This is a genomic window from Actinomadura decatromicini (genome assembly GCF_008121305.1).
In the GTDB taxonomy this organism is placed as follows: domain Bacteria; phylum Actinomycetota; class Actinomycetes; order Streptosporangiales; family Streptosporangiaceae; genus Spirillospora; species Spirillospora syzygii.
In genome coordinates this window covers 33,741-47,837 of the sequence record NZ_VSRQ01000013.1, presented here as the reverse complement: position 1 = coordinate 47,837, position 14,097 = coordinate 33,741, and the positions used below count along the sequence as shown (strand labels likewise).

General features: G+C 73.9%; 14 protein-coding genes. 7 read left to right on the top strand and 7 right to left on the bottom strand.

The window, feature by feature from the left end:
• Positions 1-2 precede the first annotated feature (2 nt).
• Positions 3-1,460, top strand: a complete 1,458-nt coding sequence (locus tag FXF68_RS39850; RefSeq protein ID WP_187438356.1) for a phytoene desaturase family protein — start codon at positions 3-5, stop codon at positions 1,458-1,460.
• Positions 1,457-2,581 (top strand): glycosyltransferase family 2 protein, encoded by a 1,125-nt coding sequence (locus FXF68_RS39845; protein ID WP_246179203.1) that lies wholly within the window; start codon positions 1,457-1,459, stop codon positions 2,579-2,581. The genes FXF68_RS39850 and FXF68_RS39845 overlap by 4 nt, the downstream gene beginning before the upstream one ends.
• On the opposite strand, the gene FXF68_RS39840 is transcribed toward FXF68_RS39845, so the two are convergent.
• A complete protein-coding gene (locus tag FXF68_RS39840; RefSeq protein ID WP_148768013.1) occupies positions 2,532-3,128 on the bottom strand; it encodes a glycerol-3-phosphate acyltransferase in 597 nt (198 codons plus the stop codon). The two genes, FXF68_RS39845 and FXF68_RS39840, sit on opposite strands and share 50 nt — an antisense overlap.
• Here FXF68_RS39840 and FXF68_RS39835 point away from each other — a divergent pair.
• Positions 3,103-3,858 (top strand): spheroidene monooxygenase, encoded by a 756-nt coding sequence (locus FXF68_RS39835; RefSeq protein WP_246179202.1) that lies wholly within the window; start codon positions 3,103-3,105, stop codon positions 3,856-3,858. The genes FXF68_RS39840 and FXF68_RS39835 overlap by 26 nt on opposite strands.
• Positions 3,859-3,863: 5 nt before the next feature.
• Here FXF68_RS39835 and FXF68_RS39830 read toward each other — a convergent pair whose 3' ends face one another.
• The 3 genes from FXF68_RS39830 to crtI are packed head-to-tail and all read right to left on the bottom strand — an operon-like array spanning position 3,864 to position 7,214.
• On the bottom strand, positions 3,864-4,832 hold the full coding sequence (locus FXF68_RS39830; protein WP_148768012.1) for a phosphate acyltransferase: 969 nt from the start codon (positions 4,830-4,832) through the stop codon (positions 3,864-3,866).
• A 1-nt stretch (position 4,833) separates the two neighbouring features.
• On the bottom strand, positions 4,834-5,739 hold the full coding sequence (locus FXF68_RS39825) for a phytoene/squalene synthase family protein (protein WP_148768011.1): 906 nt from the start codon (positions 5,737-5,739) through the stop codon (positions 4,834-4,836).
• Positions 5,736-7,214, bottom strand: coding sequence for a phytoene desaturase family protein (gene crtI, locus FXF68_RS39820; protein WP_148768010.1), 1,479 nt, complete (start codon positions 7,212-7,214; stop codon positions 5,736-5,738). Before crtI ends, FXF68_RS39825 begins: the two co-directional genes overlap by 4 nt.
• Positions 7,215-7,445: 231 nt before the next feature.
• Here crtI and FXF68_RS39815 point away from each other — a divergent pair, with 231 nt between their 5' ends.
• The 4 genes from FXF68_RS39815 to FXF68_RS39800 all read left to right on the top strand — a co-directional run bounded on the left by FXF68_RS39815 (position 7,446) and on the right by FXF68_RS39800 (position 10,912).
• On the top strand, positions 7,446-7,679 hold the full coding sequence (locus FXF68_RS39815; protein WP_148768009.1) for a hypervirulence associated TUDOR domain-containing protein: 234 nt from the start codon (positions 7,446-7,448) through the stop codon (positions 7,677-7,679).
• A gap of 451 nt (positions 7,680-8,130) precedes the next feature.
• A complete protein-coding gene (locus FXF68_RS39810; protein WP_148768008.1) occupies positions 8,131-8,958 on the top strand; it encodes a DUF4394 domain-containing protein in 828 nt (275 codons plus the stop codon).
• Positions 8,959-9,300: 342 nt separating this feature from the next.
• Entirely contained in the window at positions 9,301-10,119 is an 819-nt protein-coding gene (locus FXF68_RS39805; RefSeq protein ID WP_148768007.1) for an SAM-dependent methyltransferase, read from the top strand.
• Positions 10,120-10,159: 40 nt separating this feature from the next.
• Positions 10,160-10,912: an FkbM family methyltransferase gene (locus FXF68_RS39800; RefSeq protein WP_148768006.1), complete on the top strand. Its 753-nt coding sequence runs from the start codon at positions 10,160-10,162 to the stop codon at positions 10,910-10,912.
• 10 nt (positions 10,913-10,922) lie between these two features.
• Here the strand turns inward: FXF68_RS39800 and FXF68_RS39795 are convergent, their stop codons facing one another.
• From FXF68_RS39795 to FXF68_RS39785, 3 genes are read right to left on the bottom strand one after another with little or no spacing between them, the layout of a single operon-like run.
• The gene (locus FXF68_RS39795; protein ID WP_148768005.1) at positions 10,923-11,972 is read right to left on the bottom strand and encodes a hypothetical protein; all 1,050 of its coding nucleotides are present in this window, start codon (positions 11,970-11,972) and stop codon (positions 10,923-10,925) included.
• 4 nt (positions 11,973-11,976) lie between these two features.
• Complete coding sequence (locus FXF68_RS39790) at positions 11,977-12,921, bottom strand: LLM class flavin-dependent oxidoreductase (RefSeq protein WP_148768004.1); 945 nt, start codon at positions 12,919-12,921, stop codon at positions 11,977-11,979.
• Between the two features lie 13 nt (positions 12,922-12,934).
• Positions 12,935-14,026: an NAD(P)/FAD-dependent oxidoreductase gene (locus FXF68_RS39785; protein ID WP_148768003.1), complete on the bottom strand. Its 1,092-nt coding sequence runs from the start codon at positions 14,024-14,026 to the stop codon at positions 12,935-12,937.
• Between the last annotated feature and the right edge of the window lie 71 nt (positions 14,027-14,097).

Below are 14,097 nucleotides of genomic sequence, written 5' to 3'. Positions count from 1 at the left end.
GTATGGCGGAGGTGATCGTGGTCGGGGGCGGGGTCGGCGGGATGGTCGCCGCGCTGCTGCTGGCGCGCGGCGGGCATGCGGTCCGGTTGTTCGAGCGGCTCGACGGGCTCGGCGGGAAGCTGGCCGAGTACGAGCGCGACGGGTTCGTGTTCTCGCTCGGCCCGTCGCTGCTCACCATGCCCCAGGTGTTCAGAGAACTCGGTATCGGACGCGCGATGGTGGAGCCGGAGGAGCTGTGCCTCTACCGCTTCGCCGACGGGTCGCGGCTGCGCGCGTTCCGCGATCCGGTCCGGATGGAGGAGCAGGTGGAGTCCCTGGCGCCGGGCCAGGGGGCGGCGTGGCGGGCCTTCCACGGCTGGGCGCGGGAGTGCCTCGCGGCGTCGCGCCGGACGTTCTTCGCCGGGCCGCTGGGCCGTCCGCCCGAGCACGCGCGGATCGGCGATCTGCTCGCCGTCGCGCCGGGCCGGACGCTGGACGGGCTGGCGCGCCGCTTCTTCGCCGATCCGCGGCTGCGCCAGTACGTCGGCCGCTACGCGACCTACGCGGGGTCGAGCCCGTACCGGGCCCCGGCCGCGCTCGGCTGCGTCCCGGCGATCGAGCACGATGAGGGCGGCTGGTACGTGCCGGGCGGGCTGCCGCGGATCGCCGACGACCTGGCCGGGGCGCTGGCGGCGGCGGGCGTCGAGGTCCGCACCGGCGCCGAGGTGGCCGAGGTGATCGCCGACCGCGCGGCGGTGTCCGGCGTGCGGCTGGCGTCGGGTGAGCGGGTGGCGGCCGACGCGGTGGTGGTCAACGCCGACGCGGCGGCGCTGTACGGCCGGTTGCTGCCGGACCGGCGCAGGCTGCGGCGGATCGCCGGTCTCGGCCTGTCGTCCTCGGCGCTGCTGCTGCTGGCCGGCGTGGAGGGCCGGACGCCGGGGCTGCCGCACCATTCGGTCGTCTTCTCGGCCGACTACCGGCGGGAGTTCGACGCCGTCTTCCGGGAGCGGACTCCGGCGACCGACCCCACCGTCTACATCGGCTGCTCGGCGGTGGACGACCCCTCGCAGGCGCCGGCCGGAGCCGAGAACTGGGTGATGCTGGTCAACGTCCCCGCCCGGGATCCGGGCCGGTGGCCGATGTCCGTCGAGTCCTACCGGGACCTGGTGCTGGAGCTGCTGGCGCGGCGCGGGCACGACCTGTCGGGACGGCTCCGGTTCGTGGAGACCTTCACCCCGGCGGATCTGCGGGACCGGTACGGGGCGTGGGGCGGGGCGATCTACGGCAGTGCCTACCGGGGCCGGTTCGCGCCGTTCCGCAGGCCCGGCAACCGCGGCCCGCGGCGCGGGTTGTACCTGGTGGGCGGGTCGGCGCATCCGGGCGGCGGGCTGCCGCTGGTCGCCATGGGCGGGCGGATCGTCGCGTCCCTGGTCGAGGAGGATTTCGCCGAGTACCGCGTGGGAAGAGGGCAGTGGCGGTGAGGCCGCTGACCGTGGCGCAGGCGGTCGCCGCCGCGGTCGTGGCGGTGCGGCTGGCGCGCGGACGGACCCGCCCCGCCGCGCTGGCGCCGGATCCGTCCAGGCCCCCGCCGGAGCCGGTGTCCGTGGTGATCCCGGCGCGCGACGAGGAGTCCCGCCTCGCGGGCTGCGTCGCACCGTTGCTCGCCGACCCGGCGGTGCGCGAGGTGATCGTCGTGGACGACGAGTCCCACGACGGCACCGCCGAACTGGCCCGGCGGCTCGGCGCCACGGTCGTCTCCGGTGCCCCGCCGCCCGCCGGGTGGGTCGGCAAGCAGTGGGCGCTGCACCAGGGCGTGCGCGCGGCGGCGGGGCCGATCGTGGTCCTGCTGGACGCCGACACGCGTCCCAAGCCCGGCCTGTGCGCGGAGCTGGCGGCCCTCCTTGACGCCTACGACCTGGTGTCCGCTGGGCCGCGGTTCGTCTGCGGCGGCGCGGTCGAGCAGGCGCTGCACGCGTCGTTGCTCGCCACGCTCGTCTACCGGTTCGGCCCGCTCGGGCCAGAGGCCGTGTCCGTGGACCGGTTGCTGGTCAACGGCCAATGCCTGGCGTTCCGCAAGGCCCGGATGGTCGAGGCAGACGGGTTCGCGCGGATCCGCCGCCACCTGACCGACGACGTGGCGCTCGGACGCGCCCTGGCCCGGGATGGCTGGCGGGTCGCCTTCCGGGACGCGGGCGCCCTGCTGGAGGTCGACATGCACGAGTCGGTCGCCGACGTGTGGCGCCAGTGGGGCCGCTCGATCGCGCTGCGGGACGTGACCTCGGCGGCCCGGCTGGCCGGGGACCTGGGCGTGGTCTGGCTGGCCGCCGCGCTTCCCGTCCTGCGGCTGGCGGCGGGACGTCCCGCCCCGCTCGACCTGGCCCTGCTGGCGCAGCGGTTCCTCCTCGTGGCCGCGCTGCGGGGAAGCTACGCGCGGCCGGGCGTGGGCCTCATGGCGTCTCCGCTGCTGGACGCGGCCGCGGCCGTCCGGTTGACGCGGTCGGCGCTGCTGCCGACGCGGACCTGGCGCGGCCGCCGCTACGGCCGGGCGGCGGTCAGGCCCGGCGGCCCGTCACGGCGGCCTGTCCGAAGCGCAGCCCGATGAGGCACATCAGCGCCCCGGTGCCCGCGACCTGCCCGACCGGCGCGACGAACAACTGCAGCACCGGCAGGGAGAACACCGCGAGGCGGGCGCCCCAGGCGAACGAGCGGAAGGCCGTCCCGGCCACGACGAGCAACGCGAGGCCGAGCACGAAGGCAGGCGGGCAGATCACGGCGAATCCCCCGGCGAATGTGAGGATGGAGCGTCCGCCCCGCCGACCGGCGAACAGCGGCCAGGCGTGGCCCGCCATGGCCGCGGCCACCGCCGCGTACACCGGCGGGGCGCTCGCCCCGGCCGCCGATCCGAGCGCGCCCGTCTCGGCCCCGCTCACCAGCAGCCCGGCCAGCCCGGCCAGCGTCCCCTTGAGCATGTCTCCGGCGAAGACGGGCACGGCGGCCTTCCAGCCGAGCTGTTCCCTCATGTTCCAGAAGCCCGGGTTGCGGTCGCCGACGTCGCGCGGGTCGAAGCCGTGGGCGCGTCCGACGAGCACCGCGACCGGCACCGAGCCGAGCAGGTAGCCGCTGATGACCGCCACCAGCACTGGGATCATCGCCTCGTTTCACCTCATCCGGTACGCGGGCCTGGACGCCATGCGGCACATGGCGTTCGACCGTCCGGTGCTGCGCGGCACCGGCGGCCTGCGGTTCTGGCGGCTCCTCGGCACGGGGAAGGGCCGGTCCATGAGCCTGAGCGCCGACCTGCGCCGCTGGGCGCTGTTCGCGGTCTGGGACGGCGAGCGGGCCCTGGACCGTTTCCTGGAGCGCTCCCCGGTCGCGGCGCGCTGGCGCGACGAGGCCGTGGAGTCCTGGCACGTCCGCCTCGTCCCGCTGGCCTCGCGCGGCGCCTGGGGCGGGCACGACCCGCTCGCCGGAGCCGCCCCGGGCCCGCCCGCGCCACCGCCCGCGCCGCCGCAAGGGCCGCCGCACGGGCCGCCGCACGGGCCGGTGGCCGTGCTGACCAGGGCGTCGATCCGCCCGCGGCGGCTCCCGGCGTTCTACCGCTCGATCCCCGACGTGGACCGCCTGCTCCGCCGCCAGGACGCCTGCATCGCCTCGATCGGGGTGGGCGAGTGGCCGCTCGCCCGGCAGGCGACCTTCTCGCTGTGGGACGACGAGCAGGCCATCGCCCGCTTCGCCTACCGGGCGGCCGCGCACCGCGACGTCATCGGACGCGTCCGCCGCGAAGCCTGGTACAGCGAGGAGCTCTTCGCCCGTTTCAGCCCGTTCGGGAGCGCGGGGACCTGGGACGGCCGCGACCCGCTGCGCCCCGGCCGGGCCTGACCCGCTCACCGGCCCCGCCCCGCCGCGCGAGGAACGTGCACGGGCGCGTGCCCGGCGGCCAGGTCGGACGCCACCGCGCACGCGCGGGCGATGGCGGCCGGGCTCGACGAGCCGTGCGCGACGACGACCGTCCCGGTCAGTCCGAGCAGCGCGGCGCCCCCGTGCGTGTCGGCCGCGTACAGCCGCGCGACCTCCTCCAAAGGCCCGGTGTCGGCGATCCCGGCATCGGCCGCCAACCCCAGGACGGCGCGGACGCAGCCCTCGATGTTCTTCAGCACGACGTTGCCGGTGAACCCGTCCGTCACGACCACGTCGACGGTGCCCGCGAGCACGTCGTGTCCTTCGACGTTGCCGTGGAAGCGGACCGGCAGGTCCGGCAGCAGCCGGGCGGCGTCCCGGACGAGCCGGTTGCCCTTGCCCGGCTCGGCGCCGATGGACAGCAGCCCGACCGACGGGTCGCGGACGCCGAGGACGTCGCGCGCGTAGGCGGCGCCCAGCGTCGCGAACTGCGCGAGCATCTCCGCCGTCGGGTCGGCGGTGCCGCCCGCGTCGATCAGCACGGTGGAACCCGACACGGTCGGCAGCGCCACGGCCAGCGCCGGACGCCGCACGCCCTCCCGCCGTCCGAGGGCGCGGACGGCGCCCGCCACCACCGCCCCGGTGGGTCCGGCCGAGACGAACGGCAGCCCCTTCCGCCCGGCCAGCTCACAGCCCACCATCAGGCTCGACGCCCGCCGGAACGCGGTGCGCCCGCCCCGCTCGGTCATGGGGACGGCGTCGTCGGCGTGCCACACCTCCACCTCCCCGGAGGCGCCGTGCCGCCGAAGCCGCCGGTGGATCTCGTCGGCCCGGCCCACCAGGATCACCGGCACCCCGTGCTCGCGATGCGCGGCCAGCGCTCCCGGCACCGTCCGGTCCGGTCCGTGGTCGCCGCCCATCGCGTCCAGGACCACCGGGGTCCGGCGAGCGGCCATCTCAGCGCGCCCCGGCGGTGACGCGCCGCTCGGCCCGGCCCGCGGCGGACGCCGCCAGCAGGTGCCGCGCGTAGATCGCGGCGCGCCGCCGCCTCGGCACGCGGGCGCGGGCGGTCAGCACGTCGTGGTCGGCCGCGGCGATCCGGCCGAGGATCCCGCCGTACAGCTCGTACGCGGCGCGGATGCAGGGCCGGGAGGACGGCGCCAGCAGCATCACCCCGTCCAGGGCGCGGCGGTAGTGGCCGCGGGCCCGGTCGGCCTCGAAGGCCACGAGTTCCCGCACGGCCCGGGTGCAGGCGCCGCCGGCTAGGTCGGCCTCGGTCACGCCGAAGGCGGCCAGGTCGTCCTGGGGCAGGTAGATGCGGTCCCGCCGCAGGTCCTCGGCGACGTCCCGGATGAAGTTGGTGAGCTGGAACGCGCGTCCGAGCTCCCGGGCGGGCTCCCGGGCGGCCTTCTCGGCGCCCGGCACGGTCTCCAGGACGGGCAGCATCATGAGTCCGATGGCGGCGGCCGACCCTTCCATGTAGCCGAGAAGGTCTTCGTAGGCGGCGTACCGGGTGACCGTCAGGTCGCTGCGCATCGAGGCCAGGAACGCGTCGACGTCCGCGCGGTCGACGTCGAAGGAGCGCACGGTGTGCGCGAACGCGGGCAGGACCGGGTCGTCCACCGGCTCGCCCGCCGTGGCGGCGTCCAGCCGGCGGGTCACGGCGTCGAGGGCCGCGGCCCGTCCCGCCGCACCCGCGGGTCCGCTCTCGTCGACGATGTCGTCGACGTGCCGGGCGAACCCGTACAGCGCGTGCACATGCCGGCGTTTCCACGCCGGCAGCAGCAGCGTGGCCAGGTAGAACGAGCGGCCGTGCCGGGCGTTGAGGCGGCGGCAGTGCTCGTAGCTCGCGGTCAGCGTCATCGGCTGTCCTCCAGGATCCGGGCGGCGGCCAGCCGCCCGGAGATCAGGACGGGTGGGACGCCCACGCCGGGCGCGGTGTGCATCCCCGCGAAGTGCAGGCCGGGGACGCGGCGGCTGCGGCCCCGGGGCCGCAGCCATGCCGTCTGGCGGAAGCGGTGGTCAAGCGCGAAGGGCGTGCCCGCCGAATGGCCGAGCCGCGCCCACGCCGGTGGGTCGAAGGTCATGCGCGGCGCCGCCCGCAGGTCCTCATAGCCGAGGTCGGCCAGGCGCGCCAGCAGGCGTTCCTCCAGCCGCGGGCCGAGCAGATCCCAGTCGGCTCCGCTGGTCAGGTTCGGTACCGGTTCTAGGACGCTCAGGGTCGGACGACCCTCCGGCGCGGCGGGGTCGGCGGGCTCGGCGGGTTCCGGGCAGGTGACGAGCAGGCTCGGGTCGGGCTGCGGCCGTCCGGCCGCCAGGGCGTCGAACGTCTCGGCCCACTGGCGGCCGAAGTGCAGGGTGTGGTGCGCGTGGCCCGGCGGCCGCCGGGCGATCCCGAAATGCATGACCAGGCAGGACGGCGAGTACCGCGGCCTGCGCAGCCGCCAGTCGCTTGCCGCCTCGGGCAGCAGCCCGCCGTGCGCGCGCGGCAGGTCGCAGGCGATGACGACGTGGCTCGCGGGCAGCCGCTCCCCGCCGTCCAGCCGGACCGCCGTCACCCCGGACGCACCGGCCTCCACCCGCTCGGCGCGGACGCCGTACCTGATCGAGGCGCCGGCCTTCTCCGCCACGGTCGCCATCGCCCGCGGGATGGCGTGCATGCCGCCGCTGGACGGGAAGTACACGCCTCCGACGGTGTCCATGTGCGCGATGACGGCGTAGATGGCGAGCGCCCTCTGCGGAGGCAGTCCCACGTACAGGGCCTGGAAGGTGTGCGCCTTGATCAGCCGTTCGTCGGTCAGGTGGGCGGTCACGTACTTGTCCAGGCGCCGGAAGCCGCCCGCCGCCGCCAGTTTGAGCAGCGCATACGGACGGGCCATGCCGCGCAGCCGGGTCATGTCCGCGTCGATGAACGACGACCATTCCGCCTCGAACAGCCTCCCGAGCCGTCGCCGGAACCGCAGGTACCGCGCCGCCTCCGCCGGGCCGCACAGGTCCCGGACGCTGTCCGCCATCCGCTGCGCGCCCGCGACGACGTCCAGGCGGGACCCGTCGGGGAAGGCCAGCCGGTAGAACGGGTCCAGGCGCCGCAGCGGCAGGACGCTCTCCAGGTCCTCCCCCGCCGCGCCGAACGTCTCGGCGAGCACGTCCGGCATGGTCAGCACGGAGGGGCCGGTGTCGAACCGGTAGGGGCCGGCGCTCGCCGTCCCGCAGCATCCGCCCGGCTCGTCCCGCGCCTCGACCACCACCACCTCACGGCCCCGCCCCGCCAGGTGGATCGCCGCTGACAGGCCGCCCAGGCCCGCCCCGACCACGACGACCGGATCCCGCCGCGCCATCAGCGCCACCCGCGCTGACAGCCGTCCCGTGTCACGTCGTCCCGTGTCACGTCGTCCTGTGTCACATGGTGTGGGGAGCGCACTGTTTCTCCATCGCCGTCCGTAGTGGTGCTGTCCGTTCCTTCGGGCCGCGACGGTCGGCCGGTTGCATCCGGGCGCCGATCGGCCCGCGGGCTGCCGATCGTGACGCCGCGGTGACTATCCGTCCCGGCGGCGGGTACCGCGAGGAACATGGGCAAGAAGCGCAAGAAGGACCCCGGCGTGGGGGACGAGGTCGACTGGCGCAGCCACGGCTCCACGGCCGAAGGGCGCGTGGAGGAGAAGATCACCGATCGCCGGGAGGAGGCGGGCCGCACCGTCGCGGCCTCGCCGGAGGAGCCGCAGTACGTCGTGCGCAGCCACAAGAGCGGCAAGAAGGCGGTCCACAAGGGCTCGGCACTGAACAAGCGGAAGCGCTCGAAATAGCGAAAGTGCCGGCAGTGAGTCGCCGTCCGTTAATAAGACGGCCGGACGCCGATTTTCGGCCCCGGCCGTCCGTCTCACTGACGTGACTGGACGGGCTGGTGGGCCGCGAGTGAGGCGGGTGGCGGTGTCCTGGTGCGGCCGTGCGGGTGAAACCGGCAGGTCACCACTGGCGTGACCATCTGCGGCCAGACCCCGGCGATGGCCCGGCCACGCCTCCTGGGGCACGATGATCCAACGGAGGGCTAAAAGCGGCCCTCCGCGCTCCCATCACGTATAGTCGCGCTTTTCTCCGAATCCGGTACCGAGTACCGATCGGCTCATTCCGCATGCGCGAAACCGCAGGTCATCCTGATCGGCGATCGCATTTTCGGCAGTTACCGCCAAGCCAACCCTGCCGACCCGGCAACCATACCGGAACCATTTTGGCAGGGTCCAAGAAAGGAGAAAGTCGATGAAGACGCGCATCAAGTGGGGGTTGGCCGCGCTGGCCGCCTCCGCGGCGTTGGTCGCGGGCTTCCCGGGCAGCGGCTCAGCCCAGAACGCCAGACTCCAGGCGTTCGGAATCTCCGCCGACGGCACGCTGGTGGCGGCGTTCAAGACCGACGCCCCGCAGGTCCTCGACTGGGTCAAGAACCCGACGGGGCTGGTCACCGACACCTCGCTGATCGGGATCGACTTCCGGGTACAGGACGGCAAGCTCTACGTCGTCGGCAACGCCGGCGGCATCTACACGGTCTCGCTGGACGCGGGATCCGAATCGACCCTGACGAAGGTCTCCCAGCTCACGGCGGCGCTGAAGGGCACGAACTTCGGGGTCGACTTCAACCCGGCGCTCGACCGGCTCCGGGTGATCAGCGACGCCGGCCAGAACCTCCGGCACGACCTCAACACCAACACCACGGCCATCGACAGCCCGCTGTCGGCCAACAATGTCGCGGCCGCCGCCTACACCAACAACGACCTCAACAACGACACCGCGACCACCCTGTTCGACATCAACGCCGACACCGACCAGGTCGTCATCCAATCCCCCACCAACAACGGCCTCCTGGTCGCGACCGGTGCGCTCGGCGTGAACGTCGCGCCCAACGCCGGTCTCGACATCCACAGCGTCCTCAGCAACGGCAAGACGGTCTCGAACTCGGCCTACGGGACCTTCGTCGCGCCGAACGGCGCCTCCACCTTCTACACCGTGGACCTGCTCACCGGCGCGGCCACGGCGGTGGGCAAGTTCCCGCTCCCCATCACCGACGTCGCCGTCGCCCTCGACTCCCGCTGAGCTCCCGACCGATGACCACACGGTGAGCCCGTCCCGTCCCCCCGGGACGGGCTCACCGCCCGCCCGTCCGTCCCCCCGCCCGTCCCCCGTCGATCCGGCCCCTGTCGATCTGGCCGAATGCGGCTGCGCGGCGCCGATCTCCGGCGCGCCCGAAATCGGCGCGTTCCAAGGAGATTTCGCTCTCTACCACAGCAAATGATCATATTTCGGAACGCGGATCCCCGGCGGCCCGGCCGCTCCCGGCCGTCTCCGGCTCCACGACCTCCGCGAACGTGATCCGGTGGGGCGCGGAGTCCGGCTAGCCTGTGAGATGTGCCACCGCACCGACCAAGGGGGCATCCCGTGGCCGACGCCACCGACCATGAACCGACCTCGCTCGACCTCCGGACCGACGTGGCCCACTCGGCCCGGGTCTACGACTACCTGCTCGGTGGAAAGGACCACTACGCCGCCGACCGCGCCGCAGCCGAAGAGGTCGTCAAGGTCGCCCCCTACATGCGGACGTCCATGCGCGCCAGCCGCAACTTCATGGTCAGGGTCGCCCGTTACCTCGCGGTCGAGGGCGGCGTCCGGCAGTACCTCGACATCGGGACGGGCCTGCCGACGTCCCCCAACCTGCACGAGGTCGTCCAGAGCGTCGACCCCGCCGCCCGCGTCGTGTACGTCGACAACGACCCGATCGTCCTCACGCACGCCCGCGCGCTGCTCACCAGCACCCCGGAGGGGCGGTCCCGCTACATCGAGGCCGACCTGAGCGACCCGGACGCCATCATGACCGCGCGCGAGGTGCACGACACGCTCGACCTGACCAAGCCCGTCGCGCTCTGCCTGATCGCCGTGATCCACTTCATCCACGACGACGACGAGGCGCTGCGGATCGTCCGGCGGCTGATGGAGCCGCTGCCGTCCGGCAGCTACCTGGCCCTGTCGACGATCAACCTCGACAGCGCGGCGCGGCCGGTCGCCGCCGTGAAGAAGCACAACGAGCACGGGATCAAGTCCAAGGGCCGCACCACGGAGCAGATCACGCGGTTCTTCGACGGGCTCGACATGGTCGAGCCGGGGGTCGTCCCCGCCCACCACTGGCGGCCGGACGACGAGGCCCGCCGCATCCACGACTCGCAGGTCTCGATCTACGGCGGCCTCGGCCGCAAGCGCTGAAGTCCGCGGCCCGCCGGGCCCCGCGCGGTAGGGTCGGCGGATGCTGCTGCGCGCCTACGGGATCGCCCGCTCGCTGGTCATGTACTACGGCGTCCCCGGCAAGCACCGGCGGGCGCGCCGCCTGTACGGCGAGTTCCTCGGGCCCGGCGACGTGGCGTTCGACATCGGCGCCCACGTCGGCGGACGGGTGCGCGTCTGGCGCGGTCTCGGCGCGCGGGTCGTGGCGGTCGAGCCGCAGCCCGACTGCCTGCGCGTCCTCCGCCTCCTCTACGGCCGCGACGGCGGGACCGCGATCGTGCCGGAGGCGGTCGGCGCGGCCCCCGGGCACGCGCGGCTCGCCGTGTCGTCCGCGACGCCGACCGTGTCGTCGATGTCGCCCGGCTGGATCTCGTCGGTCGCGTCCGACCGGAGCTTCGCCCGCGTCCGCTGGGACGAGTCCGTCGAGGTCGAGGTCACGACGCTGGACGACCTCATCGCGCGCCACGGCGTCCCGGCCTTCTGCAAGATCGACGTGGAGGGGTTCGAGGCGGACGTCCTGCGCGGCCTGACGCGGCCCGTGCCCGCGCTGTCGTTCGAGTACGTCCCGTCCGCGCACGACGCCGGGCTGGAGGCGCTGCGCATCGTCGAGCGGCTCGGGGCGGAGGCGGGCGGTTACGTCTACAACTACTCGCCCGTCGAGACGATGCGGCTCGCCAGCGAGCGCTGGCTCGACGCGGCCACTCTGGAGAGGCGGCTCGAAGGCATCCGGCCGCGCGGCCGGTCAGGCGACGTCTACGCCCGCCTGAAGCGATAGGGGCGCGGAGTCAGTCGGACGGCTTGGTGAATTCCGCCAGCCACGCCTCGACGTCCTCGGACGGCAGTTCACGGAGGCTGACCCGCGATTCCAGCGCCTCATGCAGAACCGGGTACATGTTTCCCGGCGACCACTGGGCGCGAAAGGACCGCTCGGCCAGGAAGAGGGTCGGGACCCCGGCGATCACCGGAATGGCCTCGAATGGCGCCGAGCCGGGGAAGAACAGCCCCGTGACGGCTTCTCCGGCGGGCCGTTTCACCCCCGGATAGAAGAATCCGAGAAGCTGGTGGTCGAGCAGGTCCGCCGCCGCCCGGTGGTCGTCGGCGGACAGCCCCCGGTTCTGCGCGTAGCGGACGGCCGCCGGGTCGGCCGGCTCGGCGCCGAGGTAGCCGGGCCCGGCGTGCCGGAGCAGGGCGTCCTGGGCGAGGGCGAAGAAGTGGTACATGCGGTCCCGCACGCCGGTCAGGCCGAGGACGAAGCCCCGCCGGTTCCGCACGTCGATCAGCAGGACGTCGCGACCGTCCACGAGCGACAGCACCTCGCGGACGTAGTACAGCGTCTCGTAGTGCTTCTGGAGCGCGTCCACCAGCGCGGCGATCCCGGGACGGGCGCGCAGCCGCCGCCGCGCCGCCTCGTCCCGGCTGAGCATCGTCATGGCCGCGAGCAGCACGAATGGCAGCGCGTGATGCGCCCGGACGAGGTCGGGAGACCGCTCGAACAACTCGTCGTCCGCGCCCGCGCCCGCGCCGTCGCGGCCGTCCGCGCGTTCCCTGGCCAGCAGCAGGTGGCGCTCCATCAGCGCGAGGACGGCGTCGACCGGGATCGCCACGGAGCCGCCGCGCTCGACCAGCACCCCGCAGACGAACGCCATCATCCCGGCGCGGAAGGCGTCGCCGCCGTCCAGCACCCCGGTCAGCTCGGCGAGGGCGGCGTCGGGGTCGGTGATGGACTGGAGGAACTCCTGCACTTCGGGACGTCCGATCAGGTCGGTCCCGGCCCGGCATTCGGCGAGGTCGCTGGGCTGCCCGGTGAAGGCGGCGATGCCCGGAGTGCGCAGCATTTGATCATGTTAGTGCCTCTCCGCTCGGCCCCGCGCCGCCGCGCTCCGCCTCGACCGCCTCGCGCACCGCCGGGACGATCTCCCCCGCCCAGCGCTCGATGGAGGCGGGCTCGGGCGTCCCGCCGTCCGGCGAGAAGAGCATGAAGCCTGACGCGCCGTGCTCCACCACCGCCCCGGTCAGCTCCTCGACCCACTGGGCGGCGGAGCCGCCGATCCAGCGCCCGGCGCGGTCGCGCGTCGCGTCCAGCGGACGGTCGGTGATGCGCCCGGGAAGGTTGTAGACGGTGCGGATCTCGCGCGGGTCGCGTCCGGCCTCCTCCGCCGCCGCGTCGATGACGGCCCGCCCCTTGAGGTAGCGCTCGCTGAGCCAGTCCGCAGCGTGGCCGGGGATCCAGCCGTCCGCGACCCGCCCGGTGGCGGCGAGGGACTTCGGGCCGACCGACCCGGTCCACACCGGCGGCGCGGGGACGGGCGCGGGCGCGATCCCGTCCACCCGGTGGTGGCGGCCGTGGCGGGTGACCGGGGGCCCGCCCCCGGACAGCTCTTTGACCAGGACGATCGCCTCCTCGAACGCCTCCACGGCGGCGGCCGGGGAGAGCCGTTCGACGCCCATGTCGGCGATCCGGTCCCAGAGCCCGCCCGCGCCCATGCCGAGGACGACCCGTCCGCCGGACACCGCCGACAGCGACGTCACGGCCCGCGCCAGCATCGGCGCCGGACGGGTCGGCAGATTGGTGACGTTGGCGAATCCGGAAAGGCGCCGCGTCCGTCCGAGGACGAACCCGAGGGCCGCATAGGCGTCCAGGCGCTCACCGAGATAGGGATGGTCGGACAGCGAGAAGACGTCGAGGCCGTCCCGGTCGGCCCGTTCCGCCATCCGCAGCAGTTCCGGCGCTTCGTCGACGCGGGGATGCGCGCCGAATCCGAAGACGACGTCGGGAAGGGTCATTCTCCTGCTCCTTTCAGGCGGTGCCGAACAGGTCGGCGAAACGTCCGGTGAACAGGTCCGCGCCCTTGTATTCGGCGACCTGGGCGGGCTGGAGGAGGGACGGTCCGTCCGGCGTGGGCAGTTGCCCCACTCCCCCGGTCGGCCCGAGCGGCAGCAGGATCATCGGGTCGGGCGTCGGCCGGTACACGGCCTCCGGCCGCTCGCCGCGCAGCTGGGCGAGGATGTTCTCCGCGACGATCTCGGCGTGCCGCATCGCCCACCCGGCGCGCTTCACCTCGGGGACGTCGGTGAGGTCCCCGATGGCGTAGACGTGCTCGTATCCGCGGACGGCGAGCGTCTCGGTCACCGGCACCTCGCCCCGCGCCGTCCTGGCGACGAGCCGCCCGTCGGCGAGGTAGTCGCTGTTGACCTTGACGCCGTGCGCGCGGAACCAGATGTCGGCGGTGATCTCCTCGCCGCCGGTGGTGGTGACGGTGAACGTCCCGGCCACCCCGGACTCCGTCTCGGGCAGGGCCTCCAGCCCGGCGCCGAGCAGCACGCGGACGCCCAGCTCGTCGAGCTGCCGGCGCAGGTCGCGGCGCAGGTCGGGATGGTAGCCGGGCAGCAGCGGCTCGGCCGGGTCCACGACGGTCACCCGCTTGTCCGGCCACACCGTCTTGATCTCACCGGCCAGCTCCAGCCCGACCGGACCGGCTCCGGCGATCAGCACGCGCTCGGCGGCGGACAGCTCCTTGTGGGTCCGGCGCAGGTGGTCCAGGGCCTCGTCGGTGGAGTCGGCCTCGGGCTTGGCCGGGTAGCTGTAGCTGGAGCCCGACGCGAGGACGAGGTAGTCGGCGTCGACGCGCCGTCCGGACGCCAGGGTGACGCCGCCCGGGTCGACCGACGCCGCGCGGTCGCGGACGAAGCTCCCCCGCGCGAGCAGCGTGCCGTAGGGGAAGAAGACGTTTCCCGCCCAGTCGGGACGGGTCAGCGCGCGCAGCGTCCCGGCCGCGTTGACGAAGGCGTCCCGCGGTTCGATCAGGACGACGTCGGCCTCGGCGTCGAGGGCCTTGGCGACCGACGCGCCGCCGTACCCGCTGCCGATGACCGCCACTGTCCGGCTCATGAGCACTCCTCAAGATTAAAGTTCGTAGAACGAACCGTATTAGTTCGTGCTACGAACTTCAACTCGCGGAG

What these genes read in the sequence shown, in the direction of transcription:
- FXF68_RS39795 (WP_148768005.1), bottom strand. Translation starts at nt 11,972, where the DNA reads ATGCTGCGCACTCCGGGCATCGCCGCCTTCACCGGGCAGCCCAGCGAC.
- FXF68_RS39830 (WP_148768012.1), bottom strand. Translation starts at nt 4,832, where the DNA reads ATGGCCGCTCGCCGGACCCCGGTGGTCCTGGACGCGATGGGCGGCGAC.
- FXF68_RS39815 (WP_148768009.1), top strand. Translation starts at nt 7,446, where the DNA reads ATGGGCAAGAAGCGCAAGAAGGACCCCGGCGTGGGGGACGAGGTCGAC.
- FXF68_RS39835 (WP_246179202.1), top strand. Translation starts at nt 3,103, where the DNA reads ATGACCGCCACCAGCACTGGGATCATCGCCTCGTTTCACCTCATCCGG.
- FXF68_RS39790 (WP_148768004.1), bottom strand. Translation starts at nt 12,921, where the DNA reads ATGACCCTTCCCGACGTCGTCTTCGGATTCGGCGCGCATCCCCGCGTC.
- FXF68_RS39785 (WP_148768003.1), bottom strand. Translation starts at nt 14,026, where the DNA reads ATGAGCCGGACAGTGGCGGTCATCGGCAGCGGGTACGGCGGCGCGTCG.
- FXF68_RS39800 (WP_148768006.1), top strand. Translation starts at nt 10,160, where the DNA reads ATGCTGCTGCGCGCCTACGGGATCGCCCGCTCGCTGGTCATGTACTAC.
- FXF68_RS39825 (WP_148768011.1), bottom strand. Translation starts at nt 5,739, where the DNA reads ATGACGCTGACCGCGAGCTACGAGCACTGCCGCCGCCTCAACGCCCGG.
- FXF68_RS39810 (WP_148768008.1), top strand. Translation starts at nt 8,131, where the DNA reads ATGAAGACGCGCATCAAGTGGGGGTTGGCCGCGCTGGCCGCCTCCGCG.
- FXF68_RS39840 (WP_148768013.1), bottom strand. Translation starts at nt 3,128, where the DNA reads ATGATCCCAGTGCTGGTGGCGGTCATCAGCGGCTACCTGCTCGGCTCG.
- FXF68_RS39850 (WP_187438356.1), top strand. Translation starts at nt 3, where the DNA reads ATGGCGGAGGTGATCGTGGTCGGGGGCGGGGTCGGCGGGATGGTCGCC.
- crtI (WP_148768010.1), bottom strand. Translation starts at nt 7,214, where the DNA reads ATGGCGCGGCGGGATCCGGTCGTCGTGGTCGGGGCGGGCCTGGGCGGC.